The organism is Paenarthrobacter sp. MSM-2-10-13, from assembly GCF_011605365.1.
Taxonomy (GTDB): domain Bacteria; phylum Actinomycetota; class Actinomycetes; order Actinomycetales; family Micrococcaceae; genus Arthrobacter.
Genome location: NZ_JAAOXO010000001.1, coordinates 1,065,663 through 1,086,629 on the forward strand (window position 1 = coordinate 1,065,663; position 20,967 = coordinate 1,086,629).

Here is a 20,967-nt window from a genome sequence, read left to right on the forward strand (position 1 = left end):
CTGGAGATCCTCATAACAACCCCGGACTTCCGGGCTCGTTGGCGCAGACCAATTCAATAACCCTGGCAAAGTTCTCCCGTGACACTGACCAGTCCAGACGCCCCCGTTGCGCAATGGCCGCCGCACGTGCGGCTATGTTGGGGGCTTCCACTGCTTGTGCAAGAGCCTCGGCCATCCGGCCGGGGGTTGCCGGAGCCCACACGACGTCGGGGTCCCTCATCACCTGTTCCGAGAACGTCGATTCATTGATGACGGGAACATTGCCGGCAGCCATCAACTCTTCGGGGACAAGGGAGATGTTGGTGTAGGAGATCGCAAGTCCGGCGATGGTGCGGTTGTACAGTCTGTTCAATTCGGCAGGGCTTAGATTGCCGTGGTTGTTCACAGGGATGGACCATCCTGTGATCCTGTCCCCGTATACGTGGATCTCCTGCTCCGGGTGCAAGGAGTGGAACTGCTCCAAGGCCAGCTTGGCCAGGAGGTACCCGCGTCGATCCACAGCACGCTTCGCGTAATAGACCACCCCCTGGCGGGGCGCCTGACGTTCTCCGGCGTCCAACAGTCGGTACGTTGCGGTGTCACAGGCGAAGGGCACCGTCGCGGCGGGTTCCTGGCCTATTTCCGCTTTCATGACGGGGGTGATCATTTCTCCGAGGGCGATGTTGGTGAACCCCAGGCGATAACTGTTCTCAGCGAGCCAATACAACGTTCCCCGGGGGTAGAAGTAGGGCTCGTAGTCCTGGATGAAGTAGAAGCCATGCACGTCCGGTCCCCGACGGGTCGCGGCCGCATATGCGGTTGGCCACGAACTTGCGACCACCGCGTCCAAACCTTCGAAACCTTCGGCAACACTTCTGATGCCGGCATCAACGTCCGGCCAGTATTGCCGGATGACGGAGGCGTGACGGGAAACGTCGTCGCTGTTTCGATCGTAGAGATACAGTGTGCAGCGGTGGCCGCGGTCAGCCAGGCCCTGGACCATGCGGAAGAAAGTGGTGTGTCCGCCCGAGCCAGGTCCCGGAGGCGTGCACACCCACCCGACGTCAAGGCTGCCCGTTCTGGGACGTGGCTTGTCCACAGCGCCTCGCCTTGCCGCCTCCATAATGTCTTCAGGACGAAGGGGTAGCACAGGCTCATCCAATGCCAGGTTTTCAAGGGCTTTGGCGGCTGTCCTTTGCAGCACCTTCTTAGTGACCGAACGCCAGCCATGCTCTCTGGCGTGGGTAAGAACGCGGCGGTAAATGCTTCTCACTGGAGATCACCCCGTTCGGACCCGAGCGAGGAGTCAAGGTACGACCGCAGCGCACGCCTGCGCACGTCCAGCGGTATCCCGGCCTTGGCGGAGAGCATCACCACATTCTTGTTTTGGGTTGCCCCGCTGAGGAGGCGTTCGATTTCTGCCTGGCTCAGGGGTACCTCGGCGGTGTGGACAATCCCCAGCATTTCGCTGACGGCCGGGACCGTTCCGCCGGAGACTTCATCTACGTAGAGGCCATACAACATCATTTCGGAAAAATGCAGTTGTGCTCCCACTGCTGTGGGCCAGTCCCTACCCGTGACATTTTGGATGTGCTGAAGCATGTTTCTCACTACAGCGGGCTCCCATAGGCACGGCCAGCAAATGTAGTCCGCCAAGTCGGAGGCCGGTGGGGGCGCAAGGCCAAGGAGCCGGCGTGCCGTTACATGCCAGAGTCTGTGCCCTGGAAGGGTGTGATCAACGGCACCGGGAGCGCGGTACAGAGTCACTCGACCGTCCTTGCGGAATGTATCGAGGGTTGTCTCGCGTATAAGGATGCTGTCGGAGTCCAGAAGCAACGCCCCGTCAACATTAAGCCTCGCAACTACGGCCAGTTTGATGATTTGTTGGACGATCCAGCCGCGGATCGGCGGCCAGGGGCGGGCGGAATTGATCCATACATTGACTCCCGGGAGCCTGGTGAAAGACCGCGGAAGAAATTCCCGGGCACCGTGCACCTCTGTCCTGGGCCCGCCAAGGCCGGCGAAAGCATGGAGGTCATGATCCGGCACGATGATGTGGTGAGTGACGCCGGGCGCAGTCATCTCAAGGACGGATCGGTTCAGGTCCAAGCACAACTCCCGGTCAGGCAAATAGCTCGGGGTAACCACTGCCAGATCGGCACCTGGAACCGGGCCTGGACCCATGATCGGCAGGTTCGGAATCATGACCGACCCTCCATCGCTGGCGTGTTCCCGGGCAGGGGTTGGCCTTTACGGAGCAGGCCACGCACTGTCCGCAGGAGTACTTTGCCCTGCCGGAACGTCAGCAGGGCATAAACGAATCCGCCCAAGCAGCATCCCAACACGAGTGCCATCACAGGGTCCGTGATGCTGAACGTGGCGATCCGGGCCGAGGATCCCGCAACCACGGCCGCCGCAAGAGGGGCAATACTTCCACGCAACAACTCCCCGGCGCGGACGCCCAGCACTGACGCAAGAACCATGACGTACATAGGTATGACAATCAGGCAGGCAACAGCCGCGTGGGCCACGCCGGCGCCGGCAATCCCCCACCACCGGATACTGAAATACAGTGCGGGTGTGAGGGCAACAAGCCACGCCACCTGGACCCAAAAGAGCCATACAGTCCTCCCTGCACCCACGCTCAAGTCGGCAAAGAGTTCCACAAGAATCCGTGCGGCCCCAAAAACGCCGAGGGTCGCCAGCGCGATGCCTGCAGGCGCCCACGCTTGTCCGTAGGCTGTGACCATCAGCGGCTCTGCAAGTGCGATGATCATCGCCGAGATAGGGAACGCGCAATACGAGACCCCCGCAACAAACCGCCCCGCCAATTCCCCAAGGGTGCCCTCGGCGAATAGCCTGCCGAAAGTGGGCACCGCGGTGGCACGGATGACTGCCGTGATCACCGAGCTCGGAAGACCGGCCAAATTGAAGGCCAACAGATAAAGACCCAGGGCGGCCGGGTCCAACATTCGGCCAATGAGGAGGTAATCCATGTTGAGGGTCACAAACACCACCAGGTTGGCCATGGCCAACGGCATGCCCAGGCGCAGGACCTCCTTGGCCACCGCGCGGTCAAAGCCGGGGGCATACCTCCTTGGCGTGATGACCCAATACCCAACCATGGCGAAGAACTGGCCGCCCACCCTGGACCAGGCCAGCGCCATGGCCCCCCACCCATCCAGCGCCATGGGAACAACGAGCGCCAGCACTACCGCCACACTGCCAACGTCAACGACAACCCGCGGCTTCTGCAGGAACTCACGCCACACCATGGTGGACGGAACAGCACCAATACCTTGGAACAGGATGGTCAAAGAGAGTACCTGGATCACTGGAGTCGCCGCGGGGTCGTCAAAAGCTGCAGCCAAAGCAGGAGCCAGGAGCACGGCTCCGGCAGTCATCACTGCGCTGGTCACCAAAGAAATGGAGAAAACAGTTGGTCCGATCCTGTCCGGATCCCCGTTGCCCCTGGCCAACGCCGCTGTAGCACCCAGCTCTGCCATGTTCGTGGCGATGGTTTGCACCACAATAGCCACGGCCAGGGCACCGAAATGCTCGGGCGCAATCATCCGGGCCACGATGATGGTGGTGGCGAATTGGACGATCCTGCCGAGGGCCATGTTGACCCCGCCCCACAGCGTGGCGCTCGCGGACCGGGCGCCCAGAGTGCGGTCCGCACCGCTACCGGTCGTCATGAAATTCCTGTCATGGCCCACAAACGCCAGCGGACGCGCTCAAGCTGGCTCCGGACAAACTCGGCAGCACTCGTTGCCGGCCGTGGCCGACCGCCACGTGAGACACGTGTGATCCTGGCCTGAAGCGCGTTCGCCCTATAGACATTCCCCGGGACATCCTGCAGACACTCAATGAACTTACGCAACTCAATGGCAGTTTCCAGCGAGCCGCCACGGATGACTTCCCTTGCCCCCAAATGCGAGGCTTCCTTGCTGAGCGCACCCTTGGCCCGCCGCAACTGGCGAACCCGCTTTTCTGACGTAATCGGAAAACGGACATCTTCAAGAACCCGGAAGGCCTCAAGCCGATGCTGGAGGTCCACCGCCGCCGCAGCGAACTCCGTTTGGTGCATGTTGTTCCCATGAACCCGGTAGAAAGCCTGCACCGGCCCGTTGACCCGCCCAACATCCCAGGAAGCAGCCGCACGCAACCAATACTCCAAGTCCCCCGAATGTGGCAGCGAGGCACTGTAAGCGCCAACACTCAACACCGTCTCGGTCCGCATTACCACCTCGGGGGACAGAATGAAGTTCCGTCCGCGGGCACACGCAAGTGCGAGCCACCGGCTACCCTCCCACACCGTCCACGTGGTGCGCCCATGCAAGGCAACAGGCGGGGGCTGATCAACGAAGTCCTTCGGCAACCCATAAACCATCCCCACGTTCGGGTTGGCCTCCATCAAAGCCACAGCACGCCCCAGTGCACCGGGAGCGATCACATCATCGGCCGAAAGCAGCGTCACGTAACGGCCCCGGGCCCTGGAAAGTCCGTCGTTGTAAGTGGCAATATGCCCTTGGTTCTGCCCATGATGGACCACCGAAACCCGGGGATCCGCTGCGGCAAGCCCCCACGCGATCGCTGCGCTGCCATCCGTGGACGCGTCATCGACCACGATGACGTCCACTTCCACCATCTCCTGCGACAACGCACTATTGACAGCCTCCGGCAGATACCGCCCGTAGTTGTAGCAGGGAATCACCACCGTCACCGTCGGCCGGTTCACCAGGGGCCTGGGCCGCATCACTTTCATTTCACGCCCTCCAGCTCAGGAGAATTACCCCGCCGAATCACCCGGGCCGGCACACCCGCCCAGGTTTCATCCTCAGGAACATCGGCAAGGACAGCGGCCCCCATGCCGATGGTCGCTTTCGCCCCAATGCTCAGGCGCTCGCGGACACTGGCGTTCATTCCGAGGTATGCCGCCCTGCCGATGTGGACGTTTCCTCCGAGCGAGACGCCGGAGGCCAACGTGGCATAGTCGCCGATCACGTCGTCGTGGGTGAAGGTAACCCCCGGCATGGCAACAACATGGTTGCCGATGGTCACGGACGCCGTCATGCTCACGTGGGCGAGGATGATGCTTCCCCGGCCAATCACGCAGCCCTCGGGAACATGCACCGACGGATCGATCGCCGTGGCATAGCGGTCTTCAGCCAAGCCCAAAGCACGGAGCCTCAGCACGACGCTTTCCCGGCCGCTCCCCGTTCCAATGCAAATCAGCAGCAATGCGTGGGGGTAATTCATGGCCTCACGGATCGGACCGAGCACGTGGGCGCCGTCCACGACGCGGCCCAGCTTGTCCTCGTCGTCGTCCAGGATCCCTACGACGTCGAACGGCCCGCTGCTGCGGACCATGGCAAGCACCTCCCGGGCGAGGCCGCTTGCAGCAATGAGAAGTAGCTCGCTCATGGCTGTCCCGCCGCGCGCAGTACGGAGTCGATGACCCTAACTTGGTCGTGCAGTGCAAGTTCGTGGTAAAGCGGGAGGATCAGGGTGTGGTCGGACAACCATTCAGTGACTCCCAGTTCAGCGGCACCTGTATCGGCGCCTGCATAGGCAGGTTGCCGGTGCGCGGCCATGATCCCGCGACGGGCAGATATCCCGTCCGAGGCCAAATGTGCCATCAGAACCTCGCGTCCGACGGGGAAGGCCGGGCCCACCTCAAGCCAGCACGACTGGAAGTTGCTCATGCCGTACTCCGGATCGCTCACCAGGCGGAGACCTTCCACGCCGGCAAAGGCTTGGGCGTAGGTCGCTGCGAGTTCGCGGCGACGCCGGACAACCGCTTCGAGGCGGCTGAGTTGGACGATTCCGACGGCGGCCTGAAGATCGGTCATGCGGTAGTTGAACCCGATTTCGAGGTACTCCTCCGGGGCGGCGAGGAGGCTGGCGTGCCGGTCGGCGGCGGAAACGCTCATTGCATGTTCACGAAGTCGCCGTGCCCTGTCACCGAAGTCCTGGCGCGCAGTGGTGAGCATGCCGCCCTCTCCGGTGGTGAGGATTTTCCGCGGGTGGAATGACCACGCTGACAGCTCCGCGGTGGAACCCACCGGTTGTCCGCGGTAGAGGGAGCCGATGGCGCACGCCGCGTCCTCCACCACAATGATTCCGAGAGGATCGCAGAGTGCCCGGATGGGTTCCAAGTCAACCGGGACTCCGCCCTGGTCAACGGCTATGACCGCTTTGGTGGCAGGAGTCAGTGCAGCTTTGATGGTCGCAGCGGTGACGCAGCCTGTATGAAGATCGACATCGGCAAAAACCGGCCTGGCGCCGACGTATGCAGCAGCATTGGCGGTAGCAATGAAGGAGAAGGACGGCACCACGACGTCGTCACCGGCTCCTACGCCGGCAACAACAAGGGCCAGGTGCAGTGCGGAGGTACAACTCGAGGTTGCGATGGCGAATCCGGCATGCTGGCCAGCTGCAAAAGCGTCCTCGAATTCCCGCACCTTGGGGCCTTGGGCTACCCAGCCGGAGGCGACAACTTCAGCAAGCGCCTGCGCCTCTGCCTCGCCCAACCATGGCTTCATGACATCAATACGGCCCAGCTGGGTTTCGGAGATAGTCATCGCACACCCACTGCCGGAGCCGTGGGGCGGGCTACCGCGCGGCCTGCGGCGATCTCTTCCCGCAGCGGACGCCACCAGGAGACCAGCGAGCGCAGACCGTCTTCCAACGCTACGGCGGCCTCGAAGCCCAGGTCTTCGCGTGCTGCCGTGACGTCTGCGAGGCGTCTGGCAACTCCGTTGACAGTCCGTTCCGGGCCGTGTTCCACATCAAGGGGTGAGTCCATGACTTTGAGCAGCGTTTGAGCCAGTTCCGCCAGGCTGGTTTCGGTACCGCTGGCTACGTTGTAGACGCCCTCACGTACGTTGCAGACGGCAGCAAGGACATTGGCCCTGGCAACGTCCTCGGTATGGATGAAGTCCATGGTTTGGTCTCCGCTGCCGAAAATCATAGGGGGCAGGCCATCGACTATTCGCTCCATCCAGCGGACGAGTACCTCGGTGTAGAGGCCGTGGACGTCCATGCGGGGCCCGTAGACGTTGAAGTACCTCAGGAGGACGTAGTTCAGGCCTGACATGGCGCGGAAACTCCTGGCCATTCCTTCGTTGAAGGACTTTGCCGCGCCGTAGAAGGTGTCGTTGTTGTGATGATGGTGGGATTCCTTGGTGGGAAATGCCTCGGCCATGCCGTAAACGGAGGCACTTGATGCTGAGATGAGTTTGTCCACTTTGTGTGTTGCAGCAGCCTCGTAGACGTTGAAGGTCCCGTCTACCAGGACCTCCAGGGCAAGCCGTGGTTCTTCCGCGCATTGGGTGATGCGGATGGCCGCTTGATGGAAGAGGAGGTCCTTGCCCCGGGTGAGATCGTGGACGAGGTCGCGGTCGCGCAGGTCTCCTTCGATCAGCTGCACCCTGCCAGTGGCGAGGGCATCGCCGAGGTTTGCACGGCGGCCGCGGACGAGGTTGTCGAGCACGTCGACGTGCGCCGCGCCGGCGTCGAGCAGTTGGTCAACCAGCGTCGATCCGATGGTCCCGGCGCCTCCGGTAACCAGCACGTGTGCTCCTGGAAGCTCTTTCACCGTACAACCTGGAGGGAGACTTCATTCCCGGCGACAATGGTTGATTGTCCGTCAGTGCTCAAGCTTCGGGTGACGGCTTCGAGCACAGACAGGACGCGGAGCCCGGATTCACCGCTGGTCCGTGGTGTTGTCCGGTTGCGGATGGAGGAGGCAAGTTCGCTTACTACTTGGCCCAGGGGTTCCCGTTCCTGCAGGGCCGGGGACCATGTGTCCCCCAGCCGGTAGGAAATGGCTGAGGTTCGTTTGTCTGCGGCAGACCTGGGTTGGTGCTCCAGGCTGACCCCGCGGTCGTAGACGCTGAGGCGCTGTTGGGGGTTGAGGTCGTCCCACACCAGGGTCCTCTTTGACCCTCCGATGACCATTTGCCGGATTTTGGTGGGACTGAGCCAGTTCACGTGGATATGGACCATGGCGTCGTTGGGCAGACCGAAGGTCAGGTGTCCAACGCAGTCCCTGCCGGTTCCCAGCGGATCCGCGCCGTGGGCGGAAATCTCCGTGGGATGCAGCCCGCCGGGCAGGACGAAGTCCAGGATGGACAGGTCATGCGGTGCCAGGTCCCAGAAAACGTTGACATCCGGTTGGACGAGGCCGAGGTTGATGCGGACGGAGTCGACATACAGGATGTCGCCCAAGGCGCCACTGGCCACCAGCTCCTGAATCTTGAGGACCGCTGGAGTGAAGCAGTAGGTGTGGTCTGCCATGAGGACCAATCCCCGCGCCTTTGCCTCTTCCACCATTTCCAGGCCCTTGGTGCGGCTGTCGGCAAGTGGCTTCTCCACCAGGACGTGTTTGCCTGCGCGCAGGGCTGTCATCACCACTCCATGATGGGTATGCGCGGGAGTCGCTACGGCTACGGCATCCAGATTGTAGGTATCCAACAGCTCGTCCAGGGATTCGACGACGGCCACCCCGCCCACCGTCTCCGCGAGCTTGAGGCCCCGCTCGACGTCGAGGTCGCAGATGGCAACGAGATCCCAGTCCGGGCTGGCTTTAAGGTTCCGGGCAAGATTGGGGCCCCAGTACCCTGCCCCGACCACAGCGATGCGGAGCCTGGGCAACAGCCCGTGGCCGTTCAATTGTCCTGATGGAATGGTTCGTATGGTCATTTCCCACTCTGCTTCTGTGTTGACAGCGCGATTCGTTTGGTGTTGGTCAGCTCTTGGCTAGTAGGCTCCGGTCGGTTGGATCATTGCCCTGAAAGTCCGCCACATGATCATCAGGTCTCCCGCTATGGACCAGTTCTCCACGTAGTAGAGGTCCAGTCGAACGGCCTCGTCCCATGGAAGGTCGGATCGCCCGTTGATCTGCCACAGGCCCGTGATGCCGGGTTTGATGAGGAGCCGGCGGTGTGTATGACGTTCATAGCCGCTCACCTCCTTGGCCAGCGGCGGCCGGGGCCCCACCAGGCTCATATTGCCCACCAGGACATTCCAGAACTGTGGCAGTTCATCCAGGGAATACTTACGCATCCAACGCCCGCACCGGGTGATACGCGGATCCCCGCGGATCTTGAACAGGACGCCCGCGCCCTCGTCCTGGGTATTGAGCTCCTCCAAGCGGGATTCGGCGTCCACCACCATGGACCGGAACTTGAGCATGTGGAAGGTGCTGCCACGCCGGCCAACCCGCTCCTGGCGAAAAAGGACGGGCCCGGGGCTGTCGTGGTTAACTATGGCGGCCAGGAGCAGCAGGACCGGTAACAGGACCAGCAATGCCGACGCCGAAACCGTAATGTCCATCAACCTCTTCAGAGTGTGCTTCCCCCCGGAGTAGTGCGGGATGTCCACGTGCATCAGTGGAAGTCCCTCCACAGGCCGCCAGTGGATGCGGGGGCCGGCTACGTTGGTCAGGGCGGCCGCGAGGACAAGTTCTGCCGCGTTTTCCTCCAGCCGCCATCCGAGCTCCTGAATGAATTGGTTTCCCCCGGGCACGGGGCCAGCCACAATGACCGCGTTGGCACCTGTCTGCCGGACGGTGTCGGCAATACCGTAGATCGATGACAGGACGGGGACGCGACGTTCGTCAACCTTCAGGACCGCACCGCGACGGGCGCCCGGGAGGCATGCTCCGAGGATGTCGTAGGCGGTGCCGGACTTTCGGTTGATCTGTTTGATGACGTACCGGACATCCTGGGGTTCGCCAACAACGATTGCACGGGAAAGGCAGCGTCCACGGGACTTCTCGTGACTCAGCCATCGGCGGAAACTCCACCTGCTGCCGGTGAGCGCCACCAGGCCAAGCGGCAAGGAAACGATGACAAATGAACTCACGGCATCAATACGGAAAACCACGGCCACAATGCCCAGGAAACCAAAGACGCGGAAACTGGCTGACAGAACGCGCTTGTATTCCTCCGGCCCAACGCCAAGGACCTTAGGATCGCGGGTGCGGTAGACCTCCAGCGAACCCAACCAAAGGAGTCCAAGTATCAGCCCCAACACCAGGTGCCGTGAGTAGCCAGGGCTTTGGGCGGAAAGGGACAGGCCATCGGTGTTGAGAACAAAGCCGGCGAAGACCGCAGCAGCGACCAACGCGGTGTCTGTCATGCGGAGACTGTTGGTAAGCGAGTGCGCCCAATCGTCACCGCCCCGGGCGGTGGACTTATCTTTCGGCGCTCTGCGGGTGACTGGCGGCACGAAATCCAGGGTGACCTCGGACCTTGGTGCCGCCAGTCCCGCCTTTTCAGCCCGTTGTGCAGCAACGGACTTGTCAATCCAGGGAGACGCCGGCGGATTGACGTCGACGATGGCAGTTTTTGCTGGAAAGACTGAATGCGCTGAGGCACGGTCCGCACCTTGGGGTGCCGCTACCTTGCCCGTACGCAAGACTGGAACTTTCACCATGTCAGCCTTCTTCGCAGACCTGCCATTGCCTACATATCAGTGAAGCGGCGGCTCTGTGGTGACGCACCAGTAGTCGGTACTCAAGTTTGCGCAGTATTACCCATCACGCCTACGTGCGAGTACCTATCCGGGGAGGACGGGACTACGTGTTTTTGGTGTCATTCCCTGTGGCGCGAACGGCAGAAATCCAGGCGGGAGTGGGATCTTTTGACGCCGGGAGGGGCATAAAAAAACCGGCCACCCAAGGTGGCCGGTTCATGAGGGTGTTCAGTCCTCCACGATTTCCAAATCTTCGTCCAGGACATCGTCGTCTTCTTCATCCTCGTCATCGAAGACCTGCAGCGGAGTAACCTCGGAGTAGGCCTCGTACAGCGCATCTTCATAGACCTCAAAGGCATCAGCGACGGCGAAAAAGGCCGACTCAACGTTGGGGTCACCTTCACCTCTCCGAGCCGATGCGGCGGCCAGATGTTCTTCCAGGGCGGCGGTCAGTGATTGAAGCGCGACACGCGGATCGATGCTCATGACTTCACGTTAGCCGGAAAAAGACGAAAATGGAGAGGGATGAGAGAACAATTTCCAGGCAGCTCCGTAGAGCGCCAACGAGACTATGCACGTCAGTACGAATACCTCGTTCTGACGGTGGGGCCTGACGATTCGTTGCCGGACGCCCGGCGCCGGCTGGCCGAACATTCCGAATACGGCAAGTGGGAACTCGAACGCAGCGTGCTTTACCTGGGAGGCGGGCGGCGCTTCTGGCTTCGCCGGAAGGTCTACTCCGTGCAGCGAACCGTCTGAACCCTGCGACACCACCGGCCGGGTTGATGCAGCTAGTCCTCCAGCGGCCCCAACCATGCATTTGCCACAGTGTTATGGGCGGATTCGTCGTTGGAAGGATGGAAGATTCCCGCCAGGACATCCCTGTAAAGGCGCTCCATCTCGGAACCGCGGAAGTAGCTTGATCCTCCTGTCACCCGAATGGCCAAATCCACCACGTGGCGTGCGTTTTCCGTTGCCCGGGACTTGAGTCCCACAAGTTTGGGGAACCACTGGGCTCCGTGGTCCACCAGGTTGTCCACATCCCTGGCCAGGGACGAGATTTGCGGGGAAATGCCGTCCATCGCCAAGGCGGCATCGGCCACCTTCCAACGGATATCGGGATCCTGGGCGTAGCTCCGGCCACCGTGCTTCGCCGAAACCCTGCGCTTGACGTTCGCTACCCCAAGGGTGAACGCACGCTCGGCAACACCGGTATACACAGCGGCGAGCAACGTCTCAAAGCACGCGAAAATCGCGAAGAACAGCAGGTCCTTACCGGGACCCACCGGCAGTTTGCGGAAGATCCGCTCCGGCGGAACAACAGCACCGTGCAGGAGGGTGGTGTTGGACGCGCTGGCACGCATTCCCAGGGTGTCCCAGTCGCTCAGTGTTTCGTGGCCCGGCTCATCTCGCCTGAGAAAGCCGAAGACCAGCTCCCCTGCACCGTCCCGGGCGTCGGCATCCTTGCCGAAGGTTCCCAGCCGGGTCCAGCCACGGGAGAGGCTGGTAAAGATCTTCCTGCCCGTGAACCGGTAACTTCCGTCCGGCAGCGGCTCGGCAACCGTGCCGGAATCGAACAGCATGGAGTCGTTGCCGGCCTCGGAAATGCCGAACGCAAAAATCTCACCCTGCCCCGCCTCCTTCAACACGAAATCCAATGACGTGTCCCCGCGCGCGGTCATGACCTGCGCGACTCCGGTCCAGACCAGGTGCATATTGACGGCCAATGCCGTTGCGGGCGCGGCCGTGGCGAGACGCTGCTGCAACGCAGCCACCGCTTCGAGCCCGAGCCCAAAACCGCCGTCGGCCTCTGGCACGAACAGCTTGAGGTAACCGGCAGCGGCCAGTTCATCAAGGTCTTCGTGGAAGAACTGGTTGTTGTCGTCGTAGCCTGCCGCGCGGCCACGGAGCCGTTCAAGCAGTTCGTCGGGAAGGATTTCTTCGGGACTCACGGCGGGGACCTCCTCGTTAGTAGTTGCTTAGCAGGGTGTTCAGGACCCGTGCGCCGAACTGGAGGGACTCGGCCGGCACGCGCTCGTCAACCCCGTGGAACATTCCCGTAAAGTCGAGCTCGTCGGGCAGCATCAGCGGGGCGAAACCATAACCGGTGATACCAATCTTGCTCAACGACTTATTGTCGGTGCCCCCTGAGAGTGTGTAGGGAAGGACTTTCGCGCCCGGATCTTCAGTGTGCAGGGCATCGATCATGGAATCCACCAGGTTCCCTGCAAAGGGCACTTCCAAGGAAACATCCTTGTTGACATAGCTGATGTCGATGCCGTCGCCGGCGAGTTCCTTGATGGTCTCGAACACCAACTCCTGCTGGCCCGGCAGCGTGCGGCAGTCAACGAACGCCTCGGCTGACTCCGGGATGACGTTGTGCTTGTAACCGGAGCGCAGGTACGTGGGATTGGAAGTGTTCTGAAGGGTGGCGCCGACGAAGCGAGCTACAGTACCAAGCTCCTTGAGGAGGATGTCCGGGTTGTCGGCGTCGAACTCGACGCCGGTCAGTTCAGTCACGCCGTCCAGGAACTGTCGAGTGGTGGGTGTCAGTTCCACGGGCCACTTGTATTCCCCGATCCGGGTGACGGCCCCTGCCAACCGGGTGACAGCATTGTCAGTATTGATTTGAGAGCCGTGGCCCGCCCTGCCATGCGCAACCAAACGCAACCATGACAATCCCTTCTCAGCGGTCTGCAGCAGGTAAGTCCGCTGGCCACCGATCGTGGCGGAGAATCCACCCACTTCCGAGATCGCCTCGGTGGCCCCGTCGAAAAGTTCACGTCGGTGTTCGACGGCGTAGCGTGCCCCGTAGGTGCCGCCGGCCTCTTCGTCGGCGAAGAAAGCAAAAATGATGTCGCGCTTTGGCTTGCGGCCCGTCCGGGCGAAGTTGCGCATGACTGAAAGGATCATGGCATCCATGTCCTTCATGTCTACGGCGCCGCGCCCCCAGATCAGTCCGTCCTTCAGTTCGCCGCTGAAGGGGTCAACGCTCCATTGATCCTTGAGGGCGGGAACGACGTCCAAGTGACCGTGAACTACCAGCGCGTCGGCTGAAGGATCCTCCCCGGCCATGCGGGTTATCACGTTCGCGCGGCCCGGGGCCGACTCGAAAATCTCGGCTTCGAGGCCGACTTCGGTGATCAGGCCGGCCGTGTACTCTGCTGCTGCCCGCTCACCCGGGCCGGTTTCGTCGCCGAAGTTGGAGGAGTCAATCCTGATGAGTTCCTGGCAGATCCGGACAACTTCATCTTCAGGGCGGATGACAGACATGGAAACTCTCCTTGCGTGGCTGGGCTGCAGGTTCCGGCGACGCACGCTGCGGTCTTCGCGGCATCTGGCGTCCCTTGTTCCATCAGCCTACCCATCAGCGGTTGCCGGCGTCCGGAATATTCGCCGTGGCAAAGGCCTGAGATGATGACACCCGTGCCCGGACCAGGGCCGATTTTTCAGCGACCTGAAACCGTGTTAGAGTTTTTCTCGCTGCTTCGGAGGAAAGTAAAGCACCGGAAGGTGCCCAACAAACCATCTGAACACCACCTGCGCGGGTGGCGGAATGGCAGACGCGCTAGCTTGAGGTGCTAGTCCTCGAAAGGGGGTGGGGGTTCAAGTCCCCCTCCGCGCACCATCGCAAGGCCTGGAATCTATGGATTCCGGGCCTTGTTTTGTTTGTATGAAGACAACCATGCGAGACAATGCGAGTTTCATCACAACTGTTTCTTTAGTTGTCATTAATGAACAGTTTCTTTAGTTGCCGTTAACGAACAATGGCGGCGGGCACCTGGTGGTGGCCGCCGCCGTTGTTGCTGGTGGATCATGGCAAGGCAGTAACGCTTCCGGTGAAGTGCCGCCTGCCGCTGCGGGGATTCCACGCCACGTAGTCCGAGCGTTCCCAATGCCCCGAATCCGCCTGCAGCGTGGTGATGTCCAAGGCAACCCGCGCTGGAAGGAAGACCGGGGCTTCGAATGAGACATTCCAGGCAAATGAGTCCGCCTTGACGGCTCCGACGTCGGCCAGCGCGCGGGAGGCCAGGTACATGCCGTGGGCAATGGATCCCCGCAACCCCAAAGCCTTCGCCGAAAGCACACTTAAGTGGATCGGATTGAAGTCGCCGGAAACCGCGGCGTAGCTTCGGCCGGTGTCCAGGTTAAGTTGCCACAGAGCGGTGGGATGCGGAGGGACAAAATCGCTGGCATCCAAGGCACCGTTCGGACTGCCCGCTTTGTCGATACCCGGCAGGAAGACACCCTTGGCCAAATAGGTTGAAACGCCCCGCCACAGCAAATCATCGCTGGAACCCGCACGGACTTCGGAAACTACGTCCAGCTGGGTTCCTGCTCTATGCCCGGCAAGATTCTGCGCCCAGGATCGGATGTCCAGTTCCTGGGCGAACTGAATGGGAGCCAGCTGTTCAATGCGGTTTTTCAGGTGGATCATGCCAAGAAGCGGCAGCGGAAAATCCTCGCGGTTCATGACGCTCATGGACACAGGAAATGCCAAAGCATGCACGTAGCCGGCGGGGAGGGTATCACTGGCTGTCTCCCCCAGCAGATGTTGGTAGGCGGTGAGGTTCTCGACGTCGGCCCGCACTCCCCTGACCTCGTGGCTGACAGCTGGAAGCCGCTTCTTGCCGGTGGAGGATCCAAGGACCCGACGGCGGGCTGCCGCGGCCGCTGCATTGACGTACAGCTTGGACAAGGACGGCAGTTCGCCCAGGACAACTGGCTGCGGATGGTTCATGCTCCCACCAGTTGCTGCCCGCATACGCGCAGTACTTCTCCGGAGATTCCGCCGGCAGCGTCGCTTGCCAGGAAGGCGATGGCCTCGGCCACATCCTGGGGCTGGCCCCCCTGCTTGAGGGAGTTGAGCCTGCGGGCGGCCTCACGGATCGCGAAGGGCATTTTTGCCGTCATCTCGGTTTCAATGAAACCAGGAGCTACGGCGTTGATTGTCCCGCCGAAAGGTTCCATCAGGGCCGCTGTGGACCTGACCATCCCTATGACGCCACCCTTGGACGCGCCGTAGTTGGTCTGCCCCCTATTTCCAGCGATGCCGCTGGTGGAAGCAACCGAGACGATGCGCGGTGATTCCTTGAAATGCTCCGATGCCAGAAGGGCTTCGTTAATCCTCAGTTGGGCGGCGATGTTGACCGCGATGACTGACTGCCAGCGGCCCTCGTCCATGTTGGCCAGCAGCCTGTCACGGGTGATTCCTGCGTTGTGGACCACGATGTCGAGCCGGCCATGGCGTTCCACCGCGTGTTCGATGATCCGGTGTCCTGCGTCATCCCGGCTGATATCAAGCTGCAGGGCGGTCCCGCGTACTTCGTTGGCTACTGCTGCCAGATGATCCCCGGCTGCCGGGATGTCCACAGCTACCACCTTGGCTCCGTCGCGGTGCAGGGTTCTGGCGATTGCTGCACCAATGCCGCGGGCCGCGCCTGTAACAACTGCTACTTTGCCGGCGAGTGGCTTGTAGGCGTCGTTCGGCAAGCTGCCGGACGTTGAGCGGACGGTGATGAACTGTCCGTCCACGTAGGCGGATCGGCCTGAGAGGAAGAACCTTAGCGCCCCCAGTGCTGAGGGACTGGTTGTTGCCAGATGCTCGTCCAAGTGCTCGTCCAGGAGAATGCCGTTGGCTGTGGCGCCCGCCCGCAGTTCCTTGGCAAGGGAGCGCAACATCCCATCAATGCCCTGCCGCGCAGCAGCCGATCCCGGGTTACGGGCTGACTGCGATGTCCGGGAGATAGTGATGACACGACCGTTGGGCGATAGGTCCCGCAAGGAAGCGGCCGCGGTCAGTACTGGTTTGCCCAGGTCCTCGGGGTGCTGGACGGCATCAAGGACCAGGATGATAGCCCCCAGCTTTTCCTTAGGCAACGCGTTGCGCCTGACGTCCAAACCCCATCCAAGCATTGTGGTGGCAAGGTCATCTGCGCCGGCGCTGTCGCCGCTTACCAGGACCGGACCGGTAACGAGGGGTGCGCCGGGTTCGTGGCGTCGAAGAACCACCGGTTGAGGCAGACCGAGCTTCTTGGCCACGTCCTTCCCTAGTCCCTGACTTACAAGCTGTGTGTACTTATCAGTCATCGCGCTCCCCCTTAAGCTGCTTCCAGAATCGCAACGACACCCTGACCGCCGGCGGCGCACACGGAAATGAGGCCACGGGCAGGGCGGCCGTCTACGCTGCCCTTCTCATGCAGCATTTTTGCAAGGGAAGCTACGATCCTGCCACCTGTAGCGGCAAACGGATGGCCCGCAGCTAGCGAGGATCCGTTGACGTTGAGCTTGGCACGGTCCACCTTTCCCAGTGCGCCATCCAGGCCCAAACGCGTCCTGCCAAAATCTTCGTCCTCCCACGCGGCAAGGGTGCTGAGCACCGTCCCGGCGAAGGCTTCATGGATTTCGAAGAAGTCGATGTCCTCGAAGGTAAGGCCGTGGCGGGCCAGGAGGCGTGGCACAGCGAAGACCGGCGCCATGAGGAGGCCGTCCTTGCCATGGACGAAGTCCACGGCGGCCGCCTCGCCGTCCAGGACCGTAGCGAGCTTGGGCAGGCCGTGGGCGTCCGCCCATTCCCCCGTTGCCAGGAGGACCGTTGATGCGCCGTCTGTCAGGGGTGTGGAGTTGCCAGCGGTCATAGTGGCCTCGGAGCCGAGCGTCTTACCAAAGACGGGCTTCAGGGTGGAGAGCTTCTCCAAGGTGGTGTCCGCGCGCAGGTTTGAATCCCGGTTCAGGCCGCGGTACGGGGTGATGAGGTCATCAAAGAAGCCCCGCTCGTACGCGGCCGCCAGATTGCGGTGGCTGTTGTAAGCAAGCTCGTCCTGGGCTTCCCTGGTAATTTTCCATTGTGCGGTTGTGAGGGCCTGGTGCTCACCCATGGACAATCCCGTGCGGGGCTCTCCGGTGTTGGGCGCGTCCGGGGCCAGATCCTTGGGCCGGATCCGGCCGATGATCTTTAGTTTCTGCACCGTGGTCTTTGCCCGGTTCAGATCCAACAGGATTTCACGCAATCCTTCACTGACAGCAATCGGGGCATCGGATGCCGAGTCCACCCCACCGGCGATACCTGAATCAATCTGTCCCAACTTGATCTTGTTGGACAGTCCCAGGACTGTCTCCAAACCTGTGGCACAGGCTTGTTGGAGGTCGTATGCGGGGGTTTCCGGAGACAAAGCAGAGCCGAGCACAGCTTCCCGGGTGAGGTTGAAGTCCCTTGAGTGTTTGAGGACCGCCCCGGCTGCTACCTCACCGATGCGTTCGTCCTGGAGCCCGAACCTGGCAATGAGTCCTTCCAAGGCCGCGGTCAGCATGTCTTGATTGGAGGATTTTACGTAGGCGCCGCCGGTGCGGGCGAACGGGATGCGATTGCCGCCCACGATGACCGCCGAACGCGATGCTTGTGGGGTGGTAGCCGGTTCCAAGGGCCCGTTCGTCGTCACGTCTGCTGCAGCCATGCTTGTCTCCTTCGATCAATGCCAGTTACTGATACCCAGCGTACCTGATACGCTGGGTATCGTGAACAGTCGCCACGAAGAATCCGCCGAAGCCGCCGGCTCCCCGCAGCTTGCCGTTGAAGTACCCGGTGCAGTGGACGCAGACGCGGTAGTGGATGGACGTGCAGCCCGGTGGCAGTCCCACCGTGAAGAGCGCCGGCGCGAACTCATCAAAACCGCGCGAAGAGCCGTCCACAGTCTTGGAAGCGATGCCTCCATGGAGGAGATCGCCGGGGCCGCCGGAACATCCAAATCAGTCTTTTACCGCTACTTCGGGGACAAGGCAGGTCTCCAGCAAGCCATGGGTGAAGTAGTGCTGGGGCAAATGCAGCGACGCATGCAGGAGGCCACCCAGCTGGCGCAAACTCCTCGCGAGGGACTCTTTGCCATGGTGTCGGCATATCTGCAGATGGCCGAATCCAGCCCTAACGTCTACGCCTTCATCACCCGGCTTACTCCCGGGGAGGCTTCGGCCCAGGATGCCATCGCGGCCTCGGGCGCCCTGGGCAACTTCTTCGAACAAATCACGGACATGATCGCAACTCCCATGCGGGAGCACCTTGGCGGAGACAAGGAAGCGGTCATCGTGTACTGGCCCACAGCCGCTATTGGACTCGTGAGGAATGCCGGCGAAATGTGGCTCGGCAGCCCCGCAGGCAGCACCAAACCCGATCAGGCAACCATGGCCGCCCAGATCACGGACTGGCTGTGCCTGGGCATCGCCCCGGAACTTAGAAGCACCACCTGACATCAGCAATGACTCATCAGTTGTCGGAACCAAAGAAGGAAGCAACATGACTGAAGTAGTGGACCGGGCTTCATCCGCCCAGCAACCCTCCGGCCGCGAAGAAGCCACCCCAGGCGCCGAGCCGGTGGTGGACGTAGCCGCCCTCGGAGAGCAGCTCCTTGGAAAATGGGCGCATATCCGCCACGAAGCCCGCAAGGTGGCGGGGAACCCGGTGGTGCAGAAGATCGAAGGCCTGCATCACACCGAGCACCGCGCCCGCGTGTTCGAGCAGCTGAAGTTCCTGGTGGACAACAACACTGTCCATCGCGCGTTCCCCACCCGTCTGGGCGGTTCGGATGACCACGGCGGCAACATCGCCGGCTTCGAAGAGATCGTCACTGCTGATCCGTCCCTACAGATCAAGGCCGGCGTCCAGTGGGGCCTCTTCGGCTCTGCAGTGATGCACCTGGGCACGGTGGAACATCAGGATAAGTGGCTCCCGGGCATCATGAGCCTGGAGATTCCCGGTTGCTTCGCCATGACTGAAACAGGCCACGGCTCGGATGTCGCCAGCATTGCAACCACGGCGACGTATGACGAAGCCAGCCAGGAATTCATTATCAATACCCCCTTCAGGGCGGCGTGGAAGGACTACATCGGCAACGCGGCAAACGACGGCCTTGCCGCAGTGGTCTTTGCCCAGCTGATCACAAAGAACGTCAATCACGGTGTCCACGCTTTCTATGTGGAGCTCCGCGATCCAGCTACCAAAGAATTCCTCCCGGGTATCGGCGGCGAGGACGACGGCATCAAGGGCGGCCTGAACGGCATCGATAACGGCCGGTTGCACTTTACCGAGGTTCGCATACCGCGCACCAACCTCCTGAACCGCTACGGCGATGTAGCTGTGGACGGCACGTACTCCTCCACCATTGAGAGCCCCGGACGCCGCTTCTTCACGATGCTTGGAACGCTGGTCCAGGGCCGCGTTTCCCTTGACGGTGCCGCAGTGGCCGCGAGCAAATTGGCGCTGAAAACGGCCATCCAGTACGCCACCGAGCGTCGACAGTTCAATGCCTCGTCCAGCACCGACGAAGAGGTCCTTTTGGACTACCAGCGGCACCAGCGACGCTTGTTCACCCGGTTGGCAACTACCTACGCGGCCAGCTTTGCCCACGAGCAGCTCCTGCAAAAGTTCGACGACGTCTTTTCCGGCGCCCACGACACCGACGCGGACCGTCAGGACCTGGAGACATTGGCGGCCGCGCTCAAGCCACTCAGTACCTGGCATGCCTTGGACACCCTGCAGGAGTGCCGCGAAGCGTGTGGCGGCGCGGGCTTCCTGATCGAGAACCGATTTGCGTCGCTTCGTGCGGACCTGGACGTTTATGTCACGTTTGAAGGCGATAACACCGTCCTGCTGCAGCTGGTGGCCAAGCGGTTGCTGGCCGACTATGCCAAGGAATTCCGGAGTGCCGACTTTGGCGTCCTGGCCCGCTACGTGGTAGATCAAGCCGCGGGTGTCGCATTGCACCGGACGGGTCTGCGGCAAGTTGCCCAGTTCGTGGCCGATACCGGTTCAGTCCAGAAGGCAGCACTGGCTTTGCGGGACGAGGAAGGCCAGCGAACCCTCCTGGCTGACCGCGTCCAGTCCATGGTTGCAGAAGTCGGTGCTGCACTGAAGGGGGCCAACAAGCTTCCCCAACACCAGGCCGCTGCTCTCTTCAACCAGCACCAGCATGAGCTCATTGAAGCTGCCCAGGCACATGCTGAACTCCTGCAGTGGGAAGCCTTCACCGAGGCCCTCGCGGAGGTCAAGGATGAGGGAACCAAGCGGGTCCTGACCTGGCTCCGGGACCTGTTCGGCTTGTCCCTGATCGAGAAGCATCTGTCCTGGTACCTCATGAACGGAAGGTTGTCGATGCAGCGTGGCCGTACCGTAGGCACGTACATCAACCGCTTGCTGGTGAAGATCCGCCCGCACGCGGTGGACCTTGTGGACGCCTTTGGCTATGGTCCTGAGCACCTGCGTGCCTCCATTGCCACCGGCGCGGAAGCAACCCGGCAGGATGCGGCGCGTGAGCACTTCCGCGAGCAGCGAGCCAACGGCAGTGCTCCTGCGGATGAGAAGACGCTAATGGCACTGAAGGCCTCGAAGAGCCGCTAGCAGCAGGCCGCTTACGAGCGGTGAACAATTGCGGAACTATTGAAAACCACGACGGCGCCGTCCCCACCTGAGGGGGACGGCGCCGTCGTGGTTTTGCTGTTCTTCAGAGCCGAGGG

General features: G+C 61.7%; 18 protein-coding genes and 1 tRNA gene. 4 read left to right on the forward strand and 15 right to left on the reverse strand.

Going from position 1 to position 20,967, the window contains the following annotated elements; translation table 11 throughout:
- Nucleotides 1–10: 10 nt before the first annotated feature.
- From HAV21_RS05065 to HAV21_RS05110, 10 genes are all read right to left on the reverse strand, one after another.
- Nucleotides 11–1,252, reverse strand: coding sequence for a glycosyltransferase family 4 protein (locus HAV21_RS05065; RefSeq protein ID WP_166840713.1), 1,242 nt, complete (start codon nt 1,250–1,252; stop codon nt 11–13).
- Nucleotides 1,249–2,184: a DUF6492 family protein gene (locus tag HAV21_RS05070; RefSeq protein WP_223940333.1), complete on the reverse strand. Its 936-nt coding sequence runs from the start codon at nt 2,182–2,184 to the stop codon at nt 1,249–1,251. Before HAV21_RS05070 ends, HAV21_RS05065 begins: the two co-directional genes overlap by 4 nt.
- Nucleotides 2,181–3,677: an oligosaccharide flippase family protein gene (locus HAV21_RS05075; RefSeq protein ID WP_166840715.1), complete on the reverse strand. Its 1,497-nt coding sequence runs from the start codon at nt 3,675–3,677 to the stop codon at nt 2,181–2,183. The genes HAV21_RS05070 and HAV21_RS05075 overlap by 4 nt, the downstream gene beginning before the upstream one ends.
- A complete protein-coding gene (locus HAV21_RS05080; RefSeq protein WP_208095874.1) occupies nt 3,674–4,747 on the reverse strand; it encodes a glycosyltransferase family 2 protein in 1,074 nt (357 codons plus the stop codon). The genes HAV21_RS05075 and HAV21_RS05080 overlap by 4 nt, the downstream gene beginning before the upstream one ends.
- Nucleotides 4,744–5,406 (reverse strand): acetyltransferase, encoded by a 663-nt coding sequence (locus HAV21_RS05085; protein ID WP_142939182.1) that lies wholly within the window; start codon nt 5,404–5,406, stop codon nt 4,744–4,746. Before HAV21_RS05085 ends, HAV21_RS05080 begins: the two co-directional genes overlap by 4 nt.
- Nucleotides 5,403–6,566, reverse strand: a complete 1,164-nt coding sequence (locus tag HAV21_RS05090) for a DegT/DnrJ/EryC1/StrS aminotransferase family protein (protein WP_142939183.1) — start codon at nt 6,564–6,566, stop codon at nt 5,403–5,405. The genes HAV21_RS05085 and HAV21_RS05090 overlap by 4 nt, the downstream gene beginning before the upstream one ends.
- Nucleotides 6,563–7,582: an NAD-dependent epimerase/dehydratase family protein gene (locus HAV21_RS05095; RefSeq protein WP_166840719.1), complete on the reverse strand. Its 1,020-nt coding sequence runs from the start codon at nt 7,580–7,582 to the stop codon at nt 6,563–6,565. The genes HAV21_RS05090 and HAV21_RS05095 overlap by 4 nt, the downstream gene beginning before the upstream one ends.
- On the reverse strand, nt 7,579–8,688 hold the full coding sequence (locus tag HAV21_RS05100) for a Gfo/Idh/MocA family oxidoreductase (protein ID WP_166840721.1): 1,110 nt from the start codon (nt 8,686–8,688) through the stop codon (nt 7,579–7,581). The genes HAV21_RS05095 and HAV21_RS05100 overlap by 4 nt, the downstream gene beginning before the upstream one ends.
- A 57-nt stretch (nt 8,689–8,745) precedes the next feature.
- The gene (locus HAV21_RS05105) at nt 8,746–10,425 is read right to left on the reverse strand and encodes a sugar transferase (protein ID WP_166840723.1); all 1,680 of its coding nucleotides are present in this window, start codon (nt 10,423–10,425) and stop codon (nt 8,746–8,748) included.
- Between the two features lie 267 nt (nt 10,426–10,692).
- Nucleotides 10,693–10,950 carry a hypothetical protein gene (locus tag HAV21_RS05110; RefSeq protein ID WP_142939187.1) on the reverse strand — a complete coding sequence of 86 codons (258 nt, stop codon included), beginning with the start codon at nt 10,948–10,950 and terminating at the stop codon, nt 10,693–10,695.
- Nucleotides 10,951–10,989: 39 nt separating this feature from the next.
- Between HAV21_RS05110 and HAV21_RS05115 the strand changes: the two genes are divergently transcribed.
- Nucleotides 10,990–11,223 carry a DUF5703 family protein gene (locus HAV21_RS05115; RefSeq protein ID WP_011774832.1) on the forward strand — a complete coding sequence of 78 codons (234 nt, stop codon included), beginning with the start codon at nt 10,990–10,992 and terminating at the stop codon, nt 11,221–11,223.
- Nucleotides 11,224–11,255: 32 nt separating this feature from the next.
- Here the strand turns inward: HAV21_RS05115 and HAV21_RS05120 are convergent, their stop codons facing one another.
- Together HAV21_RS05120 and HAV21_RS05125 are read right to left on the reverse strand one after the other, a co-directional pair.
- The gene (locus HAV21_RS05120) at nt 11,256–12,416 is read right to left on the reverse strand and encodes an acyl-CoA dehydrogenase family protein (RefSeq protein WP_142939188.1); all 1,161 of its coding nucleotides are present in this window, start codon (nt 12,414–12,416) and stop codon (nt 11,256–11,258) included.
- A gap of 16 nt (nt 12,417–12,432) precedes the next feature.
- The gene (locus tag HAV21_RS05125) at nt 12,433–13,737 is read right to left on the reverse strand and encodes a M20/M25/M40 family metallo-hydrolase (protein WP_142939189.1); all 1,305 of its coding nucleotides are present in this window, start codon (nt 13,735–13,737) and stop codon (nt 12,433–12,435) included.
- 269 nt (nt 13,738–14,006) lie between these two features.
- Here HAV21_RS05125 and HAV21_RS05130 point away from each other — a divergent pair.
- A tRNA-Leu gene (locus HAV21_RS05130) sits at nt 14,007–14,092 on the forward strand.
- A 186-nt stretch (nt 14,093–14,278) separates the two neighbouring features.
- Here HAV21_RS05130 and HAV21_RS05135 read toward each other — a convergent pair.
- Genes HAV21_RS05135 through HAV21_RS05145 form a run of 3 tightly spaced genes read right to left on the reverse strand, consistent with a single transcriptional unit; the run spans nt 14,279 to nt 17,918 of the window.
- Nucleotides 14,279–15,205 (reverse strand): MaoC/PaaZ C-terminal domain-containing protein, encoded by a 927-nt coding sequence (locus HAV21_RS05135; protein WP_166840725.1) that lies wholly within the window; start codon nt 15,203–15,205, stop codon nt 14,279–14,281.
- Complete coding sequence (locus HAV21_RS05140; protein WP_166840727.1) at nt 15,202–16,554, reverse strand: 3-oxoacyl-ACP reductase; 1,353 nt, start codon at nt 16,552–16,554, stop codon at nt 15,202–15,204. The genes HAV21_RS05135 and HAV21_RS05140 overlap by 4 nt, the downstream gene beginning before the upstream one ends.
- A gap of 11 nt (nt 16,555–16,565) precedes the next feature.
- On the reverse strand, nt 16,566–17,918 hold the full coding sequence (locus HAV21_RS05145) for an acetyl-CoA C-acetyltransferase (protein ID WP_142939192.1): 1,353 nt from the start codon (nt 17,916–17,918) through the stop codon (nt 16,566–16,568).
- Between HAV21_RS05145 and HAV21_RS05150 the strand changes: the two genes are divergently transcribed.
- Both HAV21_RS05150 and HAV21_RS05155 read left to right on the forward strand, forming a co-directional pair.
- A complete protein-coding gene (locus HAV21_RS05150) occupies nt 17,917–18,705 on the forward strand; it encodes a TetR/AcrR family transcriptional regulator (protein ID WP_166840729.1) in 789 nt (262 codons plus the stop codon). The two genes, HAV21_RS05145 and HAV21_RS05150, sit on opposite strands and share 2 nt — an antisense overlap.
- Before the next feature lie 46 nt (nt 18,706–18,751).
- On the forward strand, nt 18,752–20,851 hold the full coding sequence (locus tag HAV21_RS05155; protein ID WP_142939194.1) for an acyl-CoA dehydrogenase: 2,100 nt from the start codon (nt 18,752–18,754) through the stop codon (nt 20,849–20,851).
- Nucleotides 20,852–20,967 lie beyond the last annotated feature (116 nt).